This is a genomic window from Vibrio sp. 1-2 (7-a), assembly GCF_013048515.1.
GTDB classification, from domain to species: Bacteria; Pseudomonadota; Gammaproteobacteria; order Enterobacterales; family Vibrionaceae; genus Vibrio; species Vibrio diabolicus.
Map to the genome: position 1 here is coordinate 1,350,763 of NZ_VHSQ01000001.1, position 23,570 is coordinate 1,374,332.

The following is a 23,570-nucleotide window of genomic DNA, read 5'->3' on the forward strand; positions in this document are numbered from 1 at the left end:
CGTTTGGGGATTTTTGTTTGCAATCGATGAATTAACGATTAGCCAAACCTAAAGCCATGTAGCGTGCGGCTGGTGGCGCATTTTTACGCTGCTCTTCTACTCGTTGAGCTTGAGTTTTTAAGTTCTCTCTGGCGTTACTTGTTAGCTTATCAGCGGCGCTATAAAAACCACTGTAGTTAAGCCAATCCATTGCCTGTTGCTGCTCTTCCGGACTCAACTTAGCCGCCTTAATTGCTGCAAGCTTTTCTTGATAAGTTCCATCAGAGTTTAGGATTTCCTCTCGTAATGCTTCTAACTCTCCTTGATTTGACGGTTCACCTTCTGTCTGTTCGGCCTTCTTCTCGCCATTGGTGAACTCTTGAGACTCGCTTATCAGTGTTTCGTTAGATGGCTTTTTCTTGATGATTTCTTCATGTTCAATCATCTTTTGAATCGCCTTATTTACTTGATCAGGCGTCGCGGCTGGGTTTTCCATTAGATAAGACTGAAGCTGTGCTTTGCTGGCCGCTGAAAACTCATAATCAGGATATGACTCAACAAACGCTTGCGTTCGTTTTCTTGCCATACTTTGCGCTTGCTCCTTGGTTAAGTATTGAGGATCATAACCAGTTAGTGGCAAATACATCATCGTATGACGCTCTAGCGCCTTTTCCCTTTCTCGATTCAAGCGATCAATTTCAGCCTGATAATCTTGTTCCTTATCGAACATATTGCGGTCAAGTTTGGCAATCTGTTCGTCATACTTACGATTAATTCCGTTTTGTTCAGATAGCTGTTGCTTCGCCAATTGAGCTATTGAAGAAGATGAACCACTAGAGCCAGATCGACTAGAACGGCCTGAGCGACCACCATATACAACATTGCCATTTTCATCGAAGTTAAGAGAACGACCTGTTTGAAGTTCTCGCCAGTTATTCAACTCTTCACGGTTCAAATGCTGACGAGTATCAATCATGGTTTTCATTCGGTTACTAAATTCTGACAACGGCACAACTAAGATATTGTCATCTGGTTTGCTTGTTCGGTTTTGAGTAACCGGAACAGTGACAACTTTGCCATTATCAAGTGTTAAATCTTGCTCAATAACTGCACCACCACCTTGAATGATTCGAACCGCCGAAACTTTTCTATTAACTATTTGATGTTGCTTACCATCCTTATCCGTGTAGATCGTAGGTAAACCTTTAGCCTTGGTGATTTCAGGCATCAATGTTTCCACTGCATTGATCAGCATTGGGTCATTTTCCGCTGGCATTTCGCCTTGTGACATTCTGTTGAATAACATTGCGGCTTCACCCAAAGCCTTACCAGTGTTACTACCAAGAATGTTGTTCACATCGAATTGAGGGTTTTTAGCTACATAATCTGCAAACTCTGGCGTCTCCATTAAGGAAAAATCTCCGCTGGCAATCGCCTTATCAATTGCAGGTAAGAAGATTGTTTGAAAACCTTCTTGGCGTTCCATAAGTGCTTTCTTGTGGTTGTATTCTTCCTGTTGCTGCTTAAATGTAAGCTCTGCTTGCGCCCACTGTTTTTCTTGTTGTTTTCGGCTTTTGGCTTGCCAATTTAAGTCATCTTTACGCTGTAACTTTTGTTGTTCTCGATCTTCAAGCCCTTGCTGCCAACGAATATCTTCTCGTTGTTGCAAGATTTTCTTTCGTTCTCGGTCTTCGTTGTGCTCTTGTCTCCACAACTCACGATCTTGTTGGCGGTTGTGTAGGTCAATTAATCCTGCACCAATTCGAACGCCTTCATTAAAACTACCAATAACGTTTGCCATGCAAAAACCCTCTAAAACAACGACGCAGCAAGGCCACCAAGAACGGCACCAATTGCACCACCAGCCACAGTACCGACTACAGGAACAACACTACCGATTGATGCGCCCAGCGCAGCACCCGTACCTGCACCTGACGCAATCCCTTGCTTGTATTGCTGTTTAAGCTGCTCATTTACTTGCTTTCGTTGTTGTTCTTGATCGGAAAGGTTTCTATAAGTATCAAGCGAATTTCTCGCACTATTCCGACCAATATCAATTAGGCCGTATCCCATATATCCTCCTACGCACCGCCAACCGAGTTAATTAAGTCTCTGCTACCTGACGAAACACCAGTCATTAATCCAACCTGAAGATCACCAATAGCTTGACGTGTATTGTTATTAGTTGACGCCAATGCCAATGCATTATTCATTTCCAAGTTTCGTTTTTGCTGATTAGTTCGAAGATCTCCAAGACCATATTTCTTCGTCGCATTTGCCGCGTTGATATTAGCCTGTTCCAAGTTCTTTGAAGCAGTTTCCGTGTTACGTTCAAGCTGGTTGTTGAGTAACTTGTCGGTCATGGCAAGGCCAATGAGCTGATTCTCATATTGCTGGAAACGTTTTAGATAATCTTCGTACTGCTTTCTCGTGAGATTCGCGTATATGTATTCTGGATTACCAGTAGTGTTAACCATCATATTTGAAAGATTATCGCTTTTATCTCTGGCGCTTGGAGCTGGCACGGATGAACTGCCAGTATTTGGATTGTAATAACCTAATCCACCCTCTTGAGGCATGATTATTTCTCCTAACGTTTAACTTAAACCGTATGAACTAGCGCCACCCATCGGCGCAAAACCATTATCTGTTTTCATACTTTTGTAAGTATCTGGCTTGAAGTAATTACTTAATCCCTGTCCAGCGCTTGCTATCATTTCTTTACCAGCATCAGTGCCAGTCAGCAAAGATACACCAGTACCAGCAACCGCCGCCGGAATAGACACGGCGTTAGCTTCATCAATTGCAGCTTGGTTGGCCTTACGCGCTGACGCAGCCGCAATATCGTTAAGTCCTGCTGTGGCCTGAGTCGCCTGACCACGCCCCATTGAAACTACGTTTTGAAGATTGCCTGTATAACGCTCCGTTACGTTATGCTGGCCTTGTGCGGCTGTTTGTACTTCATTGGCATTTGCGCCCGAAACAATGTCATTTGAAGCGCTCGACGCCTTACCAGAACTCGGATTGAATCCCGAAGCAGATAACTGCTTTTGAGTTTGGTTGACGGCGGCGCTGGTGGCACTATTTGAAGTTGTATTAGCAGCTCCTGCTATCTTTTCGTAATTGGCCTCGTCCCCCATTTTCTCGGTGATACGCATATATTCGTTTTCAATTGGAACGAACACCTCTTGATATCTATTCCACTCTTTAGCTGCCACTTCTGCTGCTGCAATTTGATCGGCAGTTGGTTTTGCTTTTTCTGGCCCTTTACCCATTGTTTACCAGCCTTTTCTCAAACCTGATTAAACCTTGCTCATTGTACCCCACTTTTTTAAATCCGTGAGCGCGCCAAAGCCTGTACACACCTGCTCTTCGAGCCAATGAAACAATCTTTTCTGCTCCCACATCTTTAGCAAGTTGATAGTACGCATTGATGTAATCTGATATGCCATGCCCGCTATCAGACCATCCAAAAACCACATACATTACTCGATCATTTTCTTCGTACGTTACCTCCAAAACTGCGCCACAACGTTCACCAACAAACAAGTGTGCATCACCACTATCCAACTTACTGATCACCTCTTTCGGCAAATCCGGCAAATCATCACGAATAGCCACGTAAACAAGCTTTCTCACAAGAATGTAGATGTAATTGTTGTGATCAACTTTAGCGAACCGCACTTTTTGCCCCTAAACGATCTAGAGCGCCTTAACAAAATGGCGCAATTCCAAAAGCCTTAAACCTAAGCTTTGTAGGTGAGCACTAATCCAGATGAGTTCCACACATGCCAAGAATTGTTTCCGTAGTTTCTTATGCGCAAACTAACCTTATAAGCCTTACCAGCCGGAAGGCTATGTCGCCAGGTTGGTGAGTTTTGAGCGCTCATGCCACCAATATCTTGACTATGTACAACCTCATCGTTAATTAAAAAATCAAACCATGCGCCGAACGCGGTCGCATACACACTCCCCCAAACGACCTCACGATCCCAAGTAGCCATTGGAATATTTACTGAGTAGAGTGTCTGAATTAGTCCTGCACTACTGTCTGTCTTGATAACCGAGTACGGATAAGGTTTTATTACATCACCAACGATCTGATTAACATTGAGACGACCTTGAATATCGCAAGAATCGGCAATCGTAACGTTCCTTAGTACGCCAGAAGTCGCGGTAATTTTCCCCGAAACATCAGCACCAACCATTTTTGCCACACCAGCCGCACTCACATAGAATTTGCTGTTCGGGTCATTAATCGTTGATGTTCGTAACGTTACGTTTGCGATTACTGTATTTGCTTGCACGCTTGTTGCCACTACATCGCCAGCAACCAAATCTCTAATGTCGGCAACCTTGATTGATGCAGTGTCGATTGCGAGTACGTATTTTGGTGGAGCCGTACCAACTTGGCCGCCGTTAACCCAATCCTGATAAGCTGGGTTTTTGATAGTGCCAAACACCGGAACGATGCTGTTGCTACCTGTGCCACCAGTATTTTTGTCGTAAGCGACCTTAAATCCAGCGTTCTTAACGACAAATTCTGCGTTTGTTGTGCTCGTATCCGTGGAAGACTGAGCAATAAGAGCAACATTAGCCGTCATTCCACCAATGCTTGTTTTAACGCCCCACAACGCAGAATAGCCATCATCAAGATCGGCCAATGCTTCACTAATCTGTGTGACTGAAGATGAAACGCCGTTAACTGTTGCATTAACTTTTCCAATCTCGGTACTAATCGCCTGATTGGTTTGCGCTTCAGTGTAATAGTTGTTGGCTAAGTTACTCTCAACCTCTCCAATTTTTGAAGACAATGAATTGGTTGCAATATTGATCGCCTTTTCAGTATCAACCCACGTTTTATAGTTGGTTGATAGATTGCTCTCAACTCCTTCAATTGACGCTGACAACGAAGTATTTAATTGAGAAATTGCTGACGTTAGCTTGGCGTTCGTCGCATAGTTTTGCTCAATACCTGAAATCGAATCACCTAACTGAGTTTCGAGATCTAACTTGGCTGTAGATATAGCCTTATCAAGCTCAACTTGAGTTGCAAACTCTTGGCCTACCTGCGCAAGAATTGACTCCCCATTAGACTGAATTTCTGACTTAACAGACTCTCTTAATGCCGATAACGCGCTATCAACTTCAACCTTCGTTGCGTACTCTCGTTTGATCTGAGCAAGAATTGATGTCTCGTTTTCCTCGATCTGAGAAGTAACCGACTCTCTTAAAACCGCCATTGCCTTATCGGTTTCAACTGCTGTGTAGTAGTTGGTTTCAATCTCGGCCCTTAATGTCCGGTTCTCTTCTCTGCGAAATGCGCTTTCCTTATCAACGGTTACAGCGTTTTGCATAGCTGCTTCCGCTAATAATACGTCGATATTCTCAATAGTTTCTGCGTCTGGAATGGATGAAAAATCAATGCCTTCTAATGCCTCCGGTAAAGGAATTAGTTCGGGATGTTCTCCCATCTCCTTAATGATCAGGTCAAGGTAATATTGAGGGTCAACAATGCTCTTTGCATGAGTACCATTAATTGAGTTAATCGCTGAACGTTCGCCTTTTAAGTTTACGAACTTGATCCAATAGTAATAATCACCTGTAGGCTCAATCGGCAATGACGCAACGCTAGACGGAGTTGTTTGCACCACAATAGCATTTGCAAATACGTTATCTCTTGCTTGATAAATTTCGGTGTAAGCATGGCCTTTATATGGCGCGGTATCCCACGAAAGCAGTGCGATACCAAAGCCAGATTTAACCACTAAGTTTTGTGGTGTAGTTGGCGTCTGAACTTCCTCACCAACAATCGGATCATCAATACCGCCGTCTGAACTTGGAATATTAATTGTGCTCTGTAATTTACCGTTTCTGTAGTCAGCAAAACCAAGCTTTTTCATATCTTCCCAAAGGACAGCTTTTTTGCCGCCCTCACCACGCATACCGATCAACTGTTCTAAGTTGTCGGCAACTGCATCCATTACAGCGTCACTTCCTTTCTTGTGGGGAATAGATTGGAATTTGCCCTTTAGCTTTTTGCCGCCTTGTAATGTACGAACTGCCATTTACCCGTAAACCTCTGCCATACTAGAAGCAATGATCACCTCTTCTAATATTCCAGTGCCATAAACTTCAAATTGCCATGAGTTGCCCCTTGCTGGTGGAATGCGTATAGGTCGATCAGTTAACGTACCTATCTCGTAATCTTTGATGACGACTCCATCAACGATAATTTTCATTCCAACCAATGCCGGATCTTCCGCTCGGATATACAGCGTACTAAGTGTTGGATACATGGCGTAATACTCTTTAGAACGCCAAACATACGCTTTAGGTTGGCCTTTGTTCCATTCAGCCAGCTTTGTGCCATCTTCGCTTCGAACATAAAGCGTACCTGTCACTAAGTCAGTAAATCCAAGGTTTGAACCTAGAGAATGGAACGTAATGCCACCCGTTTTAGGGTCGAATATGAACGACTTATCAAGCGCCTTTCCGTAAAAAGCCAAATACTTTCCATCGTAGTAGTAAGCTTCAATGGTTTCTGGCTCCAATGCTTCCCACTGCTTAGAGTCAATAATATCTTTGGTAATTAGCTCAACGTCTTGACCAGTGAACGCACAAAGGCCATGAGGAGACGCATAGATAATTAGGTTGTCGATATTTCTCATAGAGCGCTTGGAAACACACGCTTGCATAGACTCAAGCTTTCGCCCACTGATCGCATCACTGGTGATACCTTGGAACACCCAAGGGTAACCTTTCGTGCCAACCAATAGCATATTGCTCACTGATTCCATTGCTACGATTTCGTGCTCTGTTGTGAGCTGATAATCTACAGGCCATGCGTGAAGCAAATACGGCTCACTAAAACAAACAGTTCGGTCATAGCCACCAGCCATAATTCCGTTAGGCATTAGGGTTAAAAACCGTAGCTTTTTGTTAGGCATTTCGTATTTTTCACTTTCCAGTGGGAACCCAAGATCATCGGCTGACTTATCATCCACAAACGTATTTTGTGAGATCGGTATCTCCCCAACCAGATAGAAGTCAGAAACACCACCCTCTGTTGACGTTCTATAGATTCGACGTTTAGTGATATTGCCGGATAAAACACCTTCACTGTGAAATGTCAGCGTAACCGTACTCTCTGGGAACTTAATTTCAGTTTGATTACTGATTGGGGATTGCGCCCCTTCCTCTTCTTGTTCGCTAACAAGTGTGTAGACATAAAAACGAGTTTCGTCGTCGGTTGCGTCGTCCTCTTCTGGTAGAGGATCTGGCGCATTTACTTCTGCTGTCACGCCATGCTCTGGCGCTGGCACTCCTAATGGATAAGAGTCAACGGGAAGATCACCAACACCATTAAATATCTGGTTATTGGTAACGCGAACTCCGGTATCACTTGTAAAATAAACACGGCTCCAAGGGTCACCAACAATTGGCGACACAACCACATCAACATCAGTTTTCCACTTGAACCACCAATCTAAAAACTTATAAACCGTTTTATGGCTTTCCGTTAAGCTTTCAGTGGTGTCCTTCAAGCCAAGGTAAGGCTGAAGGTTTCCAACCGGAAACTGACAATCTACCGCTTTTGTAGCGTATTCATTTGGTAGGAGTCTCGGCGTCTGTTTTGGCCGTTCTCCAAAGAAAGTAGCGACGTTAATTCTAGGCATTATTTACCTGCTCTCTCTTTGTAATCAGCAACGGCTTTCAATCCGGCAACATCAGCCTGTAGAGCGCTTATATCTTGGCGAATATCTTTTACATCAGTGCCAATGTTTTGTTGAGTCGTCTCGATACTGTTCAAGCGATAATTCATCACATAACCAGTCCCAACTATCGAAGCACACAACATCACAACGCCTAGTGGATTGTTGTTTAGTAACTTCTCTAACATCTTTCGCCCCTTTCAATTCGGGGCACTTTCGCACCCCGTCATAAACTGCAATGCTTGACCAATAATAACTCGGAATAAAAACACTTTCTCGATTAAAAACAAAAATTGCCAATCGAGAACTTTAGGTTTCCAAAAATTCGAATGGAGTTTGCATATCCCCTTCTGTCCAAGTGGCATATTGATTAAATAGCTTTTCCAATCGAATCGCATATGCATCTTTAATTTGTTGGATTTGATTGTACGTCAGTCTTACAGGTTCATTATTTGCTGCAATCCAGACCGTCTCTTTATCCAACATATTATTTCGCTCTGCATACCATAGCGTTTCATCCATGTTGTTCCGGTCAACTTGGCGAACTTGGAACTCATATCCATGAATAAAGATGTTTGATAGTTTTATTTCATCTCGCAAAGCTTGCGCCTTGTTCCGATGAAACTCCGCGATCACATTGTCAGGCTTTCTCTCGACAACTGGCGTCTTGGTAACAGTAAACTCTTCATCATTGACCAAATAATCGTATTCACCATTATGAGTGTAATAATTAGCGTCGTATGACACTTCAATCACTTCATAAACGGCGCGGCGATTGTGCATATCGATCACGGGCCGCGCTGGTGGTAACGTGGCAACTTCTTCACCATCTTCGCCAATAGTGATTTCAGGAACAAAGTTCTCTACATCCACCAACCATTGAAGATATTGATCGTGGTTTACTTGAAAATCTTCCCAAGCAATTGCTCGCTCAATCTCTGGCTTAACAACTTGCTCCCAAGACTTACCCTCCCAGCGTCTTTGGTTTGCATCCTGATAAGTAATTTCTTCAGGCTTATTAAGAACGATAACCGTGCATTGCTCAGTTATAGGGGAAGTTTCCTCCCCCTCTGCATAGCCAATCACTCGTTGTCGAACATCTTCAGCATAATAATGCCGGATATTCTCATCGATATCGGTTAGAGCTGTGTAGTCCGTATCAATGATCATAAATCCACCCCATTAACTTGAGAACCAGCATGAGCTTTGTTCTTCGTATAGCCGTATGGAATTGCCAGCTCATGCGTACCATATAGACATAAATCACCATTGAGATTCTTATATGTCCCAGCATCACTTACGATCCGCAATTTTCCATCATCGCCCCATAAATCCGCCTGTGAACCATATACGACCAAGAAAGGATCTCCCGTTGGAGCTGTGATATACACGAAGCCTTTTCCGTTCTCTAACCACACATCCCCCCAAGACGCAGTAAAAGACTTAACACAGCGCAGCAACTTATTACCCAAAGCATTTGTAATACTTGGATCGGTTAAATAAAGCTGACCCGCAACACCATCAGTCGCAGTGTTAGTGGACGTAATTTTGGTTACGTTCAACGACGAATAGCTACCAACCCAAATCAACTCATTGAATGATAGATTTAAATTGACCTGTTGATTATTTGAACTCTGACTCCACAACACTTTGATTGCTGAATCATCATAAGCTGGTTCACCTAGTGCAATACATTCATGCGTTGGCGAGAAATCAGGGTTACTAACAAAATATCCATCAAGCAACGTACATTTGTTCAGCTTCACTGTTTGGCTGTGTGGATGCTTCTGCGAGTAGCCACTAACAACTTTGTTTATAAAACTTTCCCGTAATAATCCACCACGAGTACGATCATTAAACATCGTTGCGTAAACATCACCGACGCCATTAGCACCATTTAATATAGGTTTGATGTTTGCTGATTTAGTAAGTTTTGCGCTAGCAATATAAGAATGTAATGCAACGCGAGTTGATGGGATCGCAGAACTGTTATCACGCGCATTTAATGATGGAGCGAACGTATAAGTTCCGGTTTGCCAAGCTGCGTCACCGTCGCTCCAATACATTCGCATATCCTTGTCCACCGCAACGTGAGTCATCGGAAATTTATTTGCCACCAATGTATTGTTTGGAACAACCGGAATCCAGTCACCAAGCCAACCATTTGCTAGTTCAGTTTTAGCCAAAATACGCTCTGGCGAACCAAGCACATCAATCATATTGAAATTGCCCGATATCTCAAAAGGCGCATAGTCACCGATAACACCACAAATAACATCCCCAACAGCGTTACCTAACCTATCTTCCATTTCTAGGTAGTAATCAAGGTTAGTGTTTCTGTATATCTTCTTAACTTTCCTCACCACGCCATTGACGATCAAGCTGCCAGAACACTGTACACCTTGTGCAATGCTGCTAGTTGTTGGAATCCAATCTGTATCTCCCAAGAGCTTATTAGCCTCAATTCGCAAATAAGTACCATGAGCGGCGCTTACTGTGTATTGAGGAACAAACGAACGCATACGGGGAAGATGTTCTTTACCCCGATAAGTACCTTCGATTAGCTTTTGGAAAATCTTAGCTGCTTCATCTTTGCTCCCCATATCCCAAGCGCTAAATCGATAGTCGATCACACCGCCCAAGCCTGAAGCGTAGATAACATCATAGAAACGACCATCGGGACGACTTGAACCGTCGCGAGAACCAATAAAACCTGAGAACTCTTCGTTAGCACCAGCTTGAGTTAGGTCACTTGATGCTGTCTTGTAATCAAAACACTGACGAGTAGAACTAACTCCCGACACTTGCCACCACTGAGCATTCCAACCTTTACCAGATTGAACCCAACTCTTAGTACCTAATGGGTTAAAGCTTGGATGATAAGCACCTTGGTTCAGACGAGGAACAACACCCCATACATGGAAGTAACATTCATCATCAATAGCAATATCTTCAACTACTGCATTATCAAATAAGGAAAATACGCCTAGTTTTTGATTAGGGTTTTGTCCAGTAGTCACACTCCCACCAGAACCTCGATAAGTAGGATTACCTGTATTAAATTCCCTAACCGTATCTAATGCTCCTTGTGGAGCTACAAATTTTGAACCACTAGAATACTGGAGGTAGAAGCCTTTTGTGCTATTCTCGCACACTGAATTGGTATTCAACCAATCCCCATTACCTGCACCTGCAATAGTACGTTGACGCATACGCCACTGAACAACACGACCATCATCTAACATGAAGATGTTATTTGATTCATCAGATACCATAGCTTTCTTCTGTTCATCAGTAGCTGACCAGAAATCTACACCACGACCTCGTGAACCAGTATCTCCGCCATACGCTGCGTAGTATGTAACAGGACGATTAGACATAGTCGTAGCGACACCATTCATAGATGTGGCTTGGGACTGAATCATGCCTTTTGGATACACAAAAGGATTTGATTGAGATACTTCTTCTAAGAAGAACTCCCCACCAAACAAATCCACACGGTTTATTACTACCTCAATATCAGCAGAAGTATTTGCATAAGTGAATGCAGCATCAGGGTTGCTATGCTTTTTAATCTCCCCGCTCGATTTATTGTAGGTGACTGCGCCATCAGGGGCTTCGGGGAATTTGATAAAATTCCCTGCGGTTGGGTCATTATTGGTATTATTTCCAATTAGTTCACTAATAAATCCTGCAATACTTGTTACAGGGTATAGTGTTTTTGACGTACCTTCATAAGTATTAGCTGTAGGTGTACGCCCCATTCGAAGAGTGTTAGTGTTAGCTGCATTAATGTAAGCGTATAAACTCTCATTAACAGGAAATACGGAATTTCCGGAAAGGGCGTGTTTACCATAATGAACAAAACCACTAGCCGCAAACTGTTCACTAGCTAGCATTCGTGCAGCTTTCATGTTTGCTTCGCTTTGGCAATAGATTTGCCAACCAACATAACTACTGGATTTAATCTCTTCCGCTACTTGCTTTGTCTCATTCGCTAAGGCTTCAGTTTGCGTTTTCAGGGCTTGAGAATCGGTTTTGCTTTGTGCTGCGCTTGTAGCTGAAGCAGCCGCTTGAGTAACCTTTTGTGTTGCCGTTGATGCAGCTTGTTCGGCGCTCTGTTTTAGTGCAGTCATTTCACTAATTGTTGTACTTGATTGCTGTGAAATGGCAGCTTTTTCAGTGGTAACTAGATCCGTGATTTCGGTTTTGCTTGCACTCAATAAGGTGTTAATTGCACCCTTGCTTGTATCGGTATGTGACGTAATGCTATCGGTGCCACCAGCAACAAGCTCTGAAATATCCTCCTTCACGGCAGTAGCCTTAGCATCAATTTCAGTTTTTGATGTACTTACGAACTGCTCAATATCAGCTTTGGTTTTCTGAACTTGAGAAGCTGTTAAATCTACATCGCTTTTTGCTTGGTTCACTAAAGCCAGCGTATCCGACGCATCAAGAGCATAGCTCTTAGCTGAATACATACCTGGTTCAACTTCCACACCTTGGACGGTGTTTGAGTATTTGCGAATTAGGCTTAATGCCGCATCGGTACTAACAAGGTCATCCTTAATGCTTTTCGCCTGATCGATTAGCTTTGTAATGTCAGATACCAATGTTTGGAGAGGCACAACCTCGATAGTTGAGCCGTCACCGGTATGAATCAGAACCTTGTCAGCCGTCGATGTGTAATAACCTCGAAGGTCATCAAGCAACACTTGTTTTGAGTTGATAGCCGCCGCGACCATTGCAGCAACACGAGTAGCAATAGTTACTGAAGTATTTCGAATGATCGCATACTCACCATTTGCTGGTGGAACGCCAGTAAATGGTCTAAACAGTGACAAATGTTCGTTATCGGTGATCGATTCGATCTCATAAATACTGCCAGCTATGAACATAATATCACCAGCTAGTGGTTTATTTCCGGCATCAACCCATAACGTACCAACGCCTACAACCTCTTTTGAACCGTCGGTTACAGTTACCGTACCTCTTCGATACCAGCTACTAGTCATTGTGCTCTACTCCAATTAATTAGCGTGGTTGGTTTTTGATATCAGCGCTCTTTTGTTGAACGATGCTATCTGCTTGGCTCTTGTCGCCTAGCATTGTTCTAAAGGCGTTTAATGCTGTGTTTGCACGAGCAGCGTTAGCGGTAAACTCCGCATCCTCACTAAATGCGCGGTAGACAAGCCACTCAATGATCGCGTTGTCGTACATCGGGTTTAGTTCGCATTTGGCTTCAGAGTCGTAATCGCTTTCAGTTATTGGCGTAGGCACTTTTGCAAATACACACTCAATGGTTGTTCCAGAAACAACCGGAGGATACATATAGAACGTTGTTGGATTTCGGTCATCGTAAAGCCACGCTTTGGCCGCGCTAGCAAGAGGCTCTGAACGCCATTCAGGGCGATAATCATCAAGCACCTTCAAATCCACATTGCCAGAAATGGCCGCGCCGCCTTTATTTCGCAGAACATCAACAACAAAACGGGCACCTACTGGAATTGTCTGAGTTGAACCCTCAACACAAACAAAGTCCTCATTGGCCGTTAACGCATCAGATCGAATTGCTAAGATTGCTCGAACTGCCGAGTTGAACGCATCAACCCAAAACGCTTTATCCCAACGGATCATGTTTTTATCGACAACGAGACGAGCTGCCTCATCGATCAAGTGTTTGACCGGAGTGTTATTCGAAGACATACACACCTCTAGTAGAAATTGTGCTTACGCACTTTGTTTTTGAATGAGTTGAAGTTGTCTTTGCTTACTCGGTAAGCGCGGCGATAACCCTCGATAAATTCACGTTCGTACATCAATGCGAGATCAGGGTTAAACCAATTTGTGCCAACCTGTAATCGGAGTCGGTAAGCAGCGCCAGCCGCTAGAGCTTCGCCGTAGTTTTCAACTAGATATGAATTAAGGTTGTTCTCATCGAAGCTTAGCTTTGGTTTTAGTACCGCCGTAACGGTCACCGCATCAAAGTCATTCGTGAATGTGAGCTCGTTGGTTACAGGTTCAAAAACGTAGTCGTCATTGACGTAAAGCAGAGAACCGCAATTGCTCACTACGCTGTCAATTTTTAGAATTGCTGAATCGGTAGGAATGCCAGTAACCGGAATTTGCACACCAGACACAACGGCGGTCAATTTGACCTTTGTTTTTAGGAACTCTGATTTCTCGCAAAACTCGCGGTAAGAGTCGCGCAAGGCGTCATCCATCATGATATCGACAACGCCAGCGCAACGCTGGCGCACTAACCGATATAAATCAGATAGTGCGCTCATCATTAAGCCTCTGGAATACCGTGTTTAGCGTGTAGCTTGTCACGCACTGCCATGCGTAGAGCTGACGCATGTGTTTCGCCTTCTGGAACTTCCAATGCTAGCGGATCAATTGGAAGCTCTTCTGCTAGGATAATGGTTTCAAGTTTCGCCTTGGTGTATTTGGAAATGTTGACGACTTCACCATCAACCATAACGAGCCAAGTGTTTGCTTTCTCTTCTTCAGCTTTTAGTTGCGCCGCTCGCTCCGCTAGTTGCTGACGCTTTTGCTTTTCAGCTAGTAGGCTCTCGATTAGAGACTGAGAACTTTCAGGAGTAGCAAAACAAGATTTAATTTGCAGTAATCGGTGCGCCACTTGCTCCGGTACGCTGGTTGGTTCGCCACGGTTAAAGTAATAGTCACGGCCTAGCGTGTTTACCTTTTTAATTGGCTTTTCACCGATCCAAACAATTTTCTTTTCTGCTGTCATAGTCAATACCCTTATGTGTATTCGATGTGTTGAGCTGCGGCCATTGCCACGGAACATATAAAACAGGCCAGCCAATTATCTGACTGGCCTGTTTTTCAACAGAGTGGACTATCTTAAATAGTGCCGACTGAAGTGGTGTAAATCGCTAGACGGATCTTGTCTGCTGGAACTTTGGCACCTGCGAAAGTAAGAACTAGACACTTATCTTTTTCAGCAACATCTTCTGACGGGAAGTATCCAGCCACATCAGACGACAACGCACCCTTCGGAACTTCCGTAGCCGTACCGATCACATCTTCTAACTTGGTGCCAACTTGAGGCTCGTGAATACCATCACCTAACAAGGCTTCGTTCAGAGTAGCCTTAGCAGTTAAGCTTGCTACTGCTTCACCTTTGGTAAGGATCTTCACTTCCACCAACTTCACGCCAGCCTCAAGGCTTGTTACGATAACTGAGTCAGCATCAGCAAGCGCTGGAACTTCAGCGAACATCACTGAAAGGTTACCGTGAGTACCGTTATAGACGTTTTGCTTAACGGCTGGTGATACTTTAACTGCCATTGCAATTCTCCTTTGATTACGATGAATAAAGGCTGGCTAGATAGCTAGCCTGTCACTTATTACTTAGATAAACCGCCAACGGCTGTATCTAGCACCATTACGCCGTAGTCATTGATTCGGCCATTCTTCTCTTGGAAGCGAACTTTCTTAACTCCGCTCATCCAAGCGATAGACGTTTCACGACCGTTGCCGTGGTCAACCTTCTCAGTGTGCATTGAGAACTGAGCACCACTTGAAGATTTACCGTAAGCCACTGCCAGCGCTTGGCCGCCAAGTAGGATTGCGCGGTCAATTACGGTAGCTGCTGTAGCTTCAGTTTCAGTGCCGTTGCCGCTTGCTGCGCCAACTTTCACTTTAGAGCCAGCATTGAAGCGTACTGGTTTACGGTATTGACGAACCAAGATGTTGCGCCACATTAGGCGGTCACCTTGGAATAGTGGATGCTTAAATCCTTGCGAACGGTTAACCGCATTCGCGATCAGCTCTTGCACTTTGCCAGCACCTTGAACGTCAGCCCATAGGTCGGCCCATTGGCGCGGAGTAACAAATAGAACGTAGAAAGGCGATTCGCCGTAAAGCTCATCTGCTTCGAAGCGGATAGGCTTGATTGGATGTGCCATTTCTTCTAGGTAAAGCGCAATTTCATCGATCTTCGCTAAAGTTAGCGTGTCGGCAGCCACGATATCTGCAATACCTGTTGCGTCACCACCGAAGAAGTGGCGATCCGCTGTAGGAGCGGTAACAGGGTTAACCATGATTTCACCAAACATTGAATGATCCGCAGTTGGAACAATCATGTCGGAAGGCATGAAGTCACCACGCGCACCAGCTAGGTGATACGTTGCGATTTCATCTTGTAGATCGTTGAAGTAGTTCCCAAGCATTGTACGAGCTACTTGAAGTAGGTTTTGCTTGGTTCGTTGTTGAGCCATCTTACCGCCTGAATCGACGTTATGACGGCCTTGGTTAATGACTAATTCAAACTCAACTTTTGATAGCGACTCGCCACGACCTTCGATTTTTTTATCGCCCATCGTTGGCATACCGCCCAAGTTGTGGAACAAATCCATTTCAACTGTGTCACCAGCCTGTTTTGTAAGGTCGGTGATCATTACAACTGGCGCACCAGCTTCAGTTTGGGTTTTGTTTCGGTTGCGGTCTGCTGGTACTGCCTTTGGAGCTTTACCAGTTAGCATGTTTACAAAAGTGTTTTGGCGGCGCGTATGAGTAAACAGCGCGGCACCAAACGCTTTAGCAGCTTGAGCTTTAGTGATAGTAGTCATTATGAAATCCTCGACTAATCTAGAGCTATCACCGCTTGAGCTAAGAACTCTTCAACCTTCTCTGGCGACATATTGGCAAGTGATTGCTCAAGCGCTAGTGCGTCTTGATTCAACAATGCCTGATTAGCTGCCGCCGTAGTGTCCAGTGAAGAACCACCTAGACTAGACGGTGAATTAGGTACAACGGTTTGTTTTTCTGCCGTTTGTTGAGGTTGCTGCTGGCCTTGCTCGGCTTGTTTCTGTGCCTTTTCAACATCAATTGACGCTTGAACCGGATCACCGAAAGCAGCCTTCACTCGGCGTTGCACTTCTGCAAAGCGCTCTTGTAGTGGCATGGCTTGGAACGCTGGATCATTCTTGAGCTTGTTGTCGATGACTAAGGCCATATCCCAACGGTCACGATCACTCTCTTCCCAAGTACGAAGCTCTGTAAGTTCGTCAGCGTTTAGCGCGTTAGTAACTTCGTTAACTCCGTCATTGGCTTCTTGTTGAGTGGTCTCAGCCTTACTTTGAAAACGCTTAACCAATGCCGTTAGCAAATTCGCTGCCGTTTCTGGCAACTCATCACGCATCGTATTGAGCGCATTTTCATCGTTAAGCAATTCTTCAGGTAGCTTTTCAGGCGTAATGCCAGCTTCTTCTAATTGCTTGGTGTATAGCTGTAGTTTTTCCTTGGCGGTTGTAGCTTCACTTAGCTGTTGCTCTAGCTCTTGCATACGGCTCGACGCTTCGCTCGCCTGATTGCGAGCCTTTTCTAGAACTGCATAAGGAATCGTATGTTTACCGTCCTTACTTGCTACCGTTGCATTGTCTGGATCAACTTCAATGTAGAGCTTGCCATCAATCTCTCGAACCCCAATGCTATCTTTGGCCGCATTCGTTTTAGGCTCTTGGCCTTGCTCTGATTTATCTAGGTTGGCGTCACCTTTTGGCTGAGTAGTATCAATAACACTTGGTAGTGCCTCATCTTCCTCGCCTACGCCCATTTCGTTATCAGTCGAATGGTTATCTTGGTCATTTTCACCGCTAAGAACGCCCAAATCGTCATCTAGGTCAATTTCATCTAGCAGTGCGTCAATGTCTTCGACGTTGCCAGTTAATAGTGCTTGGTCAAGTTCTATAGTCATAATCCCCTCATGTGCGCTTATCGCTGCGCTTGCGTCTGGTTTGTGCTTATCGCCGCACTTGCGAACAAGAAAGCCAGCTAACGCAATCGCGCTAACTGGCTTTTTTATGTTCTCGTGTTGCGTTAATTTTTCACCGCACACTTAATTTGCTAATAAATGTACCACAAATTCACCAATGCAAACCAAAAATTAACGCTCGATGATTACCTAGACATAACGAGTCTCACCTGATTTATTAAATAACAGGATTGAATTCTCTGGCGCATCTTCTGGTAAGTTGAACACATCCAAGTGCAACCAGCTAACACCCTCTTCCATTCTCGTTAGGTAAGGGAACCGCTCTTTGTGTTTGATAATCAAATCACGCAATTCTTGAGCTGCGTAATGATTGCTAATTAAATCAACAGCCTGCCCTCTACCATGCGCAGAGAATGGTGTGAAATATTTGTCACTCGCAAGTCGCAGACCTGAGTAACCACGAGAACCACCAATTTTCCAGTTGTTACAGATAAGCGCCGCTTTCTTAGGATCGATTTCACTAAGCAGCGTTCGCAGTTCATCAATGGTGACCAGCAATCGAGCATCCATACCAAGCATGGCCTTTTCACCACGCGCCTGATAAGCAGCTTTACTCACAAGTTCCCAAGTCTTAAACCATTTAGGTCGATAGCTTCTTAGTCGTTTGTCATACATGGCTTTTCTCTCCAAACAATTACGTCTTATGCACTCATATTTCGGTATTCGGCTTACACTCGACTAGTAATTTCATTTACTTACTTTCCCACTTCATAAACTTCATTGGTTGCTTTGTACGACCCAAGCCCTGCATCATCGTTGAGCCTAGCCAAAACACGATAGCCGTTGAGAACGCGCCCATTACCTGACCTGCGATCATGATAATTAGTTGCTCGTATGATTTTGGAACCGTCCACCAAAACAATGAGCAAAACATACCTGACACCATGACACACAAGATCAGAGTCAACGCTGAAGGCATCCAGTGATCGCCATGTGCATCTCTCGCGTCTTCTGTATCTGCTAGCTGCATAGATAATTGGTTCAGCGCCATTTCTTGTAGCTTGACTGAGTGTTGAGCCTGAAACTCAACAATCTTTGTTAGAGCTTCAGGGTTAGCCATCAGCTCTTTAATAACGGCGTCCGGCGTATCTTTAACACCAAGAACGCCAGCAATTAGGGTACCTATTGTTTTACCAGTGGCACCGCCAAGTAATGAACCAACCAACGGGGCGGCTTCGCCCACAATGTTTTTAACTTGTTCCCACACTTTTAGTTACCTCTTACATTTAGATTTGAAGGTTTAGCAATTGCTGGTCGATGTTCGCTAATATTGCGTTAACCGTGCTATCTGCCTGTGCTTTGACTTCTGCGACCTCCTGTAAAACTTTCGCAGTTTCGGCCTCAACCTTGTTGTCTTTGACCTCTTGGCTTTCTGCATCGCGTTGTAGTTTGGCAATCTTGGCTTGTAGCTCTTCAACCTTGGCCGCACCTAAAGCAACCTCGTTTTGTAGCTGCTGCATTTGAATTTCAGCCATTTCTTGCTGCTTGCGTTGTTCTTCCTGCATAGCTGCTTGTTCTTCTGGCGTCATATCTTCCGGCGCTTTTGGAAGGTTTAGAGTCTGTCTAATACGATTCAGAATCTCTTGCTTGTTAGGTACATCCAATAACTCGATAACCATATCTAGCGTTGCCATTTGAATTTGTGGTGGCAATTGAGCAACTAACGCGGTTAGTTGTTGAGCCATTTGAGCGCGGAATGTAGCCGTTTGCTGGATTGGAGCTTGAGCGATATGACCTTTCCAACGCTTAACGTCGTTGGTCACTGTGCCGTCGTCATTGGTCACGTTTAGGTGAATGACTTTTCGCTTATGGGCGTCTTGCTTGTTGATAGTTACAGCAATATTGCTTTGCTTCGCTAGGTCTTCGATTAGATAGGCCATTAACAGATCAGCAACTCGTGTTCTCGAATAGTGATAGTTGTCATTGATCTCTGCTAGCGTAGTCGCGCCTTGTTCCACTAGTGAGTTAATAGCGACTCCGCTGGTGGCTGAAGAGTCTTGGCCCAACATTGCATTGTAGATACCAGCAACGTCTTGGATTTGCTTCATTGAGTCCTGCATAACAGTAAACTGCTGACTCGCAATATTGAAATCTTGCTGAATCTGGATAGCTTCACTGATTGATTTCTTGTTCTTGCGATCAGGGTTTAACTCAATGTAACCATCTGCGCGTTCGACCTCTTCTAGCAAGTCCTCGCGACTCAAGTTTGTTGCATCTTGGTCAGCAATGACGCGCTTGGCCTGTAATAACCAAGTCAGCTTCATACGACGAAAGTTAATCTCATCCTGAGCACTAATCATTCGGCTTACAACCCCGTAAGGTTGGCCGGATTTATCCATGCGATAACCGAAGAACGGCACAATAGGAAAATATCCGCTCGGTGCGACAGATTTACGATCAACAATCCTATGGATACCAACAAACCATGCTTCTCGTACAGCTGACCATTTAGCAATTCGTGGTTTGAACTTACCCATTTTCACGCCAACAGCTTGAGCAATGTTATTAGGATTGTACTCTACGGTTCGCCCGTTCTTTAGGTCGATAACATAACCGCGTCTGAATGTACGATAATAGATAACCTGTAAACAGATACGCCCACGAGCCTGATCTAACCATTCAGATGTATTTCTATCCCAACTCTCAAACTCATGGTAAGCAGCAAGCAAGTCTTGGTCTTGCTCTTCGTAGCTTTCAAGATTTGCGAAGTCTTCCCAATTGTTCATTGCTTGACGAATGATTTCGGCATGTTCAGGAAAATGAGCAATAGCCTCATCTACATCTACCCAACGTTTCCGCAGCAACCATCGAGCATCAGACAGATCAGCCTCTTGAGCATTCCAGTCCCACCACATTTCCTGACGGCGAACTGGCTTGATGTTGTAATTGCCACCATAGAAAGGATCATCATTTCGGGTAACCTCTACCCAACCAATGCCCGCTTTAATTTGTGAAGCATAAGCATCAGCATTAGCGCGGTCAGCTCGTGCAAGTCGCCACGCATCTTTGAATTTTTCCTGAAGCGCCTCGCGTAGTTCTTCACCCTCATCGTCATCGGCAGCAAGTATAAGGTCAGTCCGTGTTCTTGCCTCCATACCTAAAACGGCATCAACTGCTGGTGCAATTAAGTTGTTGATAATGACCGGCTGTCCACGCTCTTCGTAAACCTGCTTTACTTCAGGAGCTAGTTGGTTACCGTCATAGTAATCACAACACTTTTGCGCTGGATCGCGCCAGTTTGGTTGTGCTTCTACGTTTGAGACTAATCGACGCAATTGAGTAAGGTTAAAGCCCTTGCCGTCATGCTCCGCATGGTCTTCATTCCAAACCATAAATTCTCCCCTTACTTAGTACGCCAATCGCTTGTTCGCTTGGTGCGTGGCGGTAACTTGGTCATGGTTCTAGGCATTCGAACAACCATTTCTAGCGCAATCGCATAGCTCATCACTTGGTCATCAAATGCGCCTTCAATTGCGTTCATGCTTCCTTTGGAGTCATAAACATAGGTATTCAGCTCTGTAACTGTCCCGATCCATCGAATGCCCGACGTATTATTGCGCAATTGCTCATTTAAGTTTGAAATAATTATCGGCTTGGATTTACGAGTGGTAAGCCAGCCTAATCGCCCTGTTTCTTCGTCCTCGTCTTCCTTGTCGTGGTGTTCTTCTTGGTAGATTCTGGATATTGGATAGATATCGCGTAGCACGTTTAAAACGGCGTGGCCGTGGTTGTTTCTTTCTGGCGCAGCGTAGGCCGCTCTACCGTTTTTACCTGCGTACATCTTGCCAATGATTGCGATAATCTTTGCAAACTGGTCTGTATCGATATGACCAAACCAATGAGCAACTTGATTGCCAGTTTCGTCCAATACATCAATTGAACCTCTGTCCCCATGTTCCAGGCCTTCCGCAACGTCAGCGCCAAGGGAGTAATCCTTTTCTGGATCAGGCAATTCCCAAATAAGCAAGTAGCCCTGCAATCCGTTCTGCATGTTCTCGCTTTTACCTTCACGGTTTACGCTATCTCGAACATCAAACATTGCGCCGGTCTCTGGATTAACGTCATAGACAAGCAACGGTTTGGTACAAGCTGACTCCGCAGCCATACAGGAAGGAGCGCTAAATACACGACGACCTGACGTTAAGAACGCCTCTTGTGGTGTACTTGGATACTCTTGTTTTGTGTACTCTTCGTAGTGGTTATAGGTTTCGACATACCACTGCTTTTGCTCATCCGTTAACGGCCTTCCCAAGTGACGGATCACGAATGGCTCAATCGACTTAAAGTATTCAATAAAGTATTTGGATAGCTTCAATCCGCCTAATGGCAATGGTGAATAATATCTAGGATGAGTGAACCAAGGAATGAATCTAAAGTGGAAATCTTTAGCACCTAACTTCACTCCACTATGTGCTCGTTCCTCGGCTTTCTTACACAACTCAAAAAAGAGTCCTGCCGCGCCTTCTGCCGTCGATTCAATAAAGAGTTTGCAACCTTCGTGAACAGTAGGCATAGAACCTGTTTGTATCTCTTTGGCCTTTTGTGGGTAACCTGCACAAATACGGCCCAACTCTGAAATATGTAGAAACTGCAACGTACCGGAACGGAATGACGTTGCAACACGGATTCGTGAACCATTAGAAAAACTGAGTCGGCCACCGTTAGCGCCACCAGCTCGTTGAACTACACGAATGCGAGAACGCAAGTAATTAGGCAAATTGTTATATGGAAAGACAACCTTTGTCTGGAAGATAGTGCCAGCACTTTCCAAGTCCTGCGCGATGATACCTGCGGCATAGTTCTTATTGAATAAACACGAGTCCAACGCGTACAAGTCGATAAAGGTACTAAAGCCCAACTGACGCGCTTTAAGAATCAATTCAAAGGTATGGGCTGTTTCAAATAGGTCTCTCTGAGCGTCACGCATTCGAAACGTGACAACGCGACCTTTATCATTCTCTATCTTGTAAAGGTTGTTTAAGCGCCATTCCTTACAGGTCATATAGTTCCTGAAGTAACGGCGTTTCTCTGGCCGAGAAAGCGCGTTGAATTGTTGATCGGTAAGCGCTGGCATAACTAGGTTTATGCCACGGCCATTAATAGAGTCCTTATACGGCTGAATACCATCATTCATCATCGTTCAACACTCCACCTTTATCTTTGAAGCGCTGAATGATTTCATCGTCATCCAAATCTTGAACTTCATCTAACAACATACCTAGATCATCATCGTCGCCTAGACCTTCACGTTGTTTCTGGTTGAGATCATGACGAGCAAGCGCAGCTTGAGCCTTAGCCTTGTCAGTATTCGCTTCGGCCAACGCAATGCCTTTGCGTTTAAGGTTGGTATCAACTTCGACTTGTGTGGTTTGAGCGATAACCTTGCTTATTGCTCGATTGGTTAATCGACGGTTCGCCATTTGGCCCTCTAAATACTCAAGCTTTCCGGTGTGGTGGCAAACCATGCCAAAACTCGACTCGATTCGTTTCTCAAGTCGATCAATAAACTCCTGCTCTAGTTCTGTAGGTTTATCGCCACGTTCTTCCAGCTCTTTGAGGAAATCGGCTAATTCATCTTTGTATTGCGTGTAGCACTCAAGCGCCTGAAGAGCGGCAAGCTTATGCACTTCTAACTTAAATTCGTCATCGACTTGATGAGAGTATTTAACTAGGTTGCCAAATGCTTTAGTCATCAAGCCATGCACGAAAGCGTTGTTATTCCCCTTTGGAGCGCCAGCGCCGACTCGACGGCCACCGTGTCCATTTTTGGCACTTGATTGATTCGAGGTTTTCTTACGTTTGATTTTGGTTTTGGGCGGTGTGATCCCTTTGGGTTGTAATTTTTCGCCCTGAACTTCTTCGTTGTTCGTGTTCTGTTCGCTTGGTTTTCTCTGTAATAGTTTGTTATTTAAGTATTTTCTTGCTGTAGAGTAGACTAAACCATTGCGAACACAAAACGTCTTAACGTTAACGCCAGTTTCTTCGTATTCGCTAAGGTATTGTTTTTTAATGCGTTCCCAATTAATTCTCGCCACTTCTCTAACTCCGAGTGTTCAATTTCGCAAACATAT

21 protein-coding genes are annotated in these 23,570 nt (G+C 44.4%); all 21 read right to left on the bottom strand.

All coding sequences use genetic code 11. From position 1 onward, the window contains the following. Positions 1-31: 31 nt before the first annotated feature. Positions 32-1,780 carry a hypothetical protein gene (locus tag FKN08_RS06065; RefSeq protein ID WP_170891548.1) on the bottom strand — a complete coding sequence of 583 codons (1,749 nt, stop codon included), beginning with the start codon at positions 1,778-1,780 and terminating at the stop codon, positions 32-34. Between the two features lie 11 nt (positions 1,781-1,791). Next, the gene (locus tag FKN08_RS06070) at positions 1,792-2,052 is read right to left on the bottom strand and encodes a bacteriocin (protein ID WP_170891549.1); all 261 of its coding nucleotides are present in this window, start codon (positions 2,050-2,052) and stop codon (positions 1,792-1,794) included. 8 nt (positions 2,053-2,060) lie between these two features. After that, positions 2,061-2,558 (bottom strand): hypothetical protein, encoded by a 498-nt coding sequence (locus FKN08_RS06075; protein WP_170891550.1) that lies wholly within the window; start codon positions 2,556-2,558, stop codon positions 2,061-2,063. 18 nt (positions 2,559-2,576) lie between these two features. Beyond that, positions 2,577-3,254, bottom strand: coding sequence for a hypothetical protein (locus tag FKN08_RS06080; protein ID WP_170891551.1), 678 nt, complete (start codon positions 3,252-3,254; stop codon positions 2,577-2,579). Continuing rightward, complete coding sequence (locus tag FKN08_RS06085; RefSeq protein ID WP_170891552.1) at positions 3,247-3,663, bottom strand: hypothetical protein; 417 nt, start codon at positions 3,661-3,663, stop codon at positions 3,247-3,249. Before FKN08_RS06085 ends, FKN08_RS06080 begins: the two co-directional genes overlap by 8 nt. 62 nt (positions 3,664-3,725) lie before the next feature. Next, positions 3,726-6,047: a hypothetical protein gene (locus FKN08_RS06090; RefSeq protein ID WP_170891553.1), complete on the bottom strand. Its 2,322-nt coding sequence runs from the start codon at positions 6,045-6,047 to the stop codon at positions 3,726-3,728. Next, positions 6,048-7,658, bottom strand: coding sequence for a hypothetical protein (locus FKN08_RS06095; protein WP_170891554.1), 1,611 nt, complete (start codon positions 7,656-7,658; stop codon positions 6,048-6,050). Beyond that, a complete protein-coding gene (locus FKN08_RS06100) occupies positions 7,658-7,882 on the bottom strand; it encodes a hypothetical protein (protein WP_020840883.1) in 225 nt (74 codons plus the stop codon). The genes FKN08_RS06095 and FKN08_RS06100 overlap by 1 nt, the downstream gene beginning before the upstream one ends. A 121-nt stretch (positions 7,883-8,003) precedes the next feature. Further along, on the bottom strand, positions 8,004-8,864 hold the full coding sequence (locus tag FKN08_RS06105; RefSeq protein ID WP_170891555.1) for a DUF4376 domain-containing protein: 861 nt from the start codon (positions 8,862-8,864) through the stop codon (positions 8,004-8,006). Further along, positions 8,861-12,709, bottom strand: a complete 3,849-nt coding sequence (locus FKN08_RS06110; protein WP_170891556.1) for a hypothetical protein — start codon at positions 12,707-12,709, stop codon at positions 8,861-8,863. The genes FKN08_RS06105 and FKN08_RS06110 overlap by 4 nt, the downstream gene beginning before the upstream one ends. 19 nt (positions 12,710-12,728) lie before the next feature. Beyond that, the gene (locus FKN08_RS06115; RefSeq protein ID WP_170891557.1) at positions 12,729-13,400 is read right to left on the bottom strand and encodes a DUF6682 family protein; all 672 of its coding nucleotides are present in this window, start codon (positions 13,398-13,400) and stop codon (positions 12,729-12,731) included. An 8-nt stretch (positions 13,401-13,408) separates the two neighbouring features. Then, positions 13,409-13,987 (bottom strand): hypothetical protein, encoded by a 579-nt coding sequence (locus tag FKN08_RS06120; protein WP_170891558.1) that lies wholly within the window; start codon positions 13,985-13,987, stop codon positions 13,409-13,411. Beyond that, positions 13,987-14,451, bottom strand: coding sequence for a hypothetical protein (locus tag FKN08_RS06125; protein ID WP_170891559.1), 465 nt, complete (start codon positions 14,449-14,451; stop codon positions 13,987-13,989). Before FKN08_RS06125 ends, FKN08_RS06120 begins: the two co-directional genes overlap by 1 nt. Before the next feature lie 113 nt (positions 14,452-14,564). Further along, complete coding sequence (locus FKN08_RS06130; protein WP_170891560.1) at positions 14,565-15,011, bottom strand: hypothetical protein; 447 nt, start codon at positions 15,009-15,011, stop codon at positions 14,565-14,567. A 59-nt stretch (positions 15,012-15,070) separates the two neighbouring features. Next, entirely contained in the window at positions 15,071-16,294 is a 1,224-nt protein-coding gene (locus FKN08_RS06135) for a N4-gp56 family major capsid protein (protein ID WP_170891561.1), read from the bottom strand. A gap of 14 nt (positions 16,295-16,308) precedes the next feature. After that, on the bottom strand, positions 16,309-17,421 hold the full coding sequence (locus tag FKN08_RS06140) for a hypothetical protein (RefSeq protein ID WP_170891562.1): 1,113 nt from the start codon (positions 17,419-17,421) through the stop codon (positions 16,309-16,311). Positions 17,422-17,628: 207 nt separating this feature from the next. Further along, the gene (locus tag FKN08_RS06145; RefSeq protein WP_170891563.1) at positions 17,629-18,114 is read right to left on the bottom strand and encodes a hypothetical protein; all 486 of its coding nucleotides are present in this window, start codon (positions 18,112-18,114) and stop codon (positions 17,629-17,631) included. A 76-nt stretch (positions 18,115-18,190) separates the two neighbouring features. Continuing rightward, on the bottom strand, positions 18,191-18,706 hold the full coding sequence (locus tag FKN08_RS06150) for a hypothetical protein (protein WP_170891564.1): 516 nt from the start codon (positions 18,704-18,706) through the stop codon (positions 18,191-18,193). 19 nt (positions 18,707-18,725) lie between these two features. Further along, entirely contained in the window at positions 18,726-20,831 is a 2,106-nt protein-coding gene (locus FKN08_RS06155) for a portal protein (RefSeq protein ID WP_170891565.1), read from the bottom strand. An 11-nt stretch (positions 20,832-20,842) separates the two neighbouring features. Continuing rightward, positions 20,843-22,636: a terminase gene (locus tag FKN08_RS06160; protein WP_249373359.1), complete on the bottom strand. Its 1,794-nt coding sequence runs from the start codon at positions 22,634-22,636 to the stop codon at positions 20,843-20,845. After that, on the bottom strand, positions 22,626-23,534 hold the full coding sequence (locus FKN08_RS06165) for a hypothetical protein (protein ID WP_170891566.1): 909 nt from the start codon (positions 23,532-23,534) through the stop codon (positions 22,626-22,628). The genes FKN08_RS06160 and FKN08_RS06165 overlap by 11 nt, the downstream gene beginning before the upstream one ends. Between the last annotated feature and the right edge of the window lie 36 nt (positions 23,535-23,570).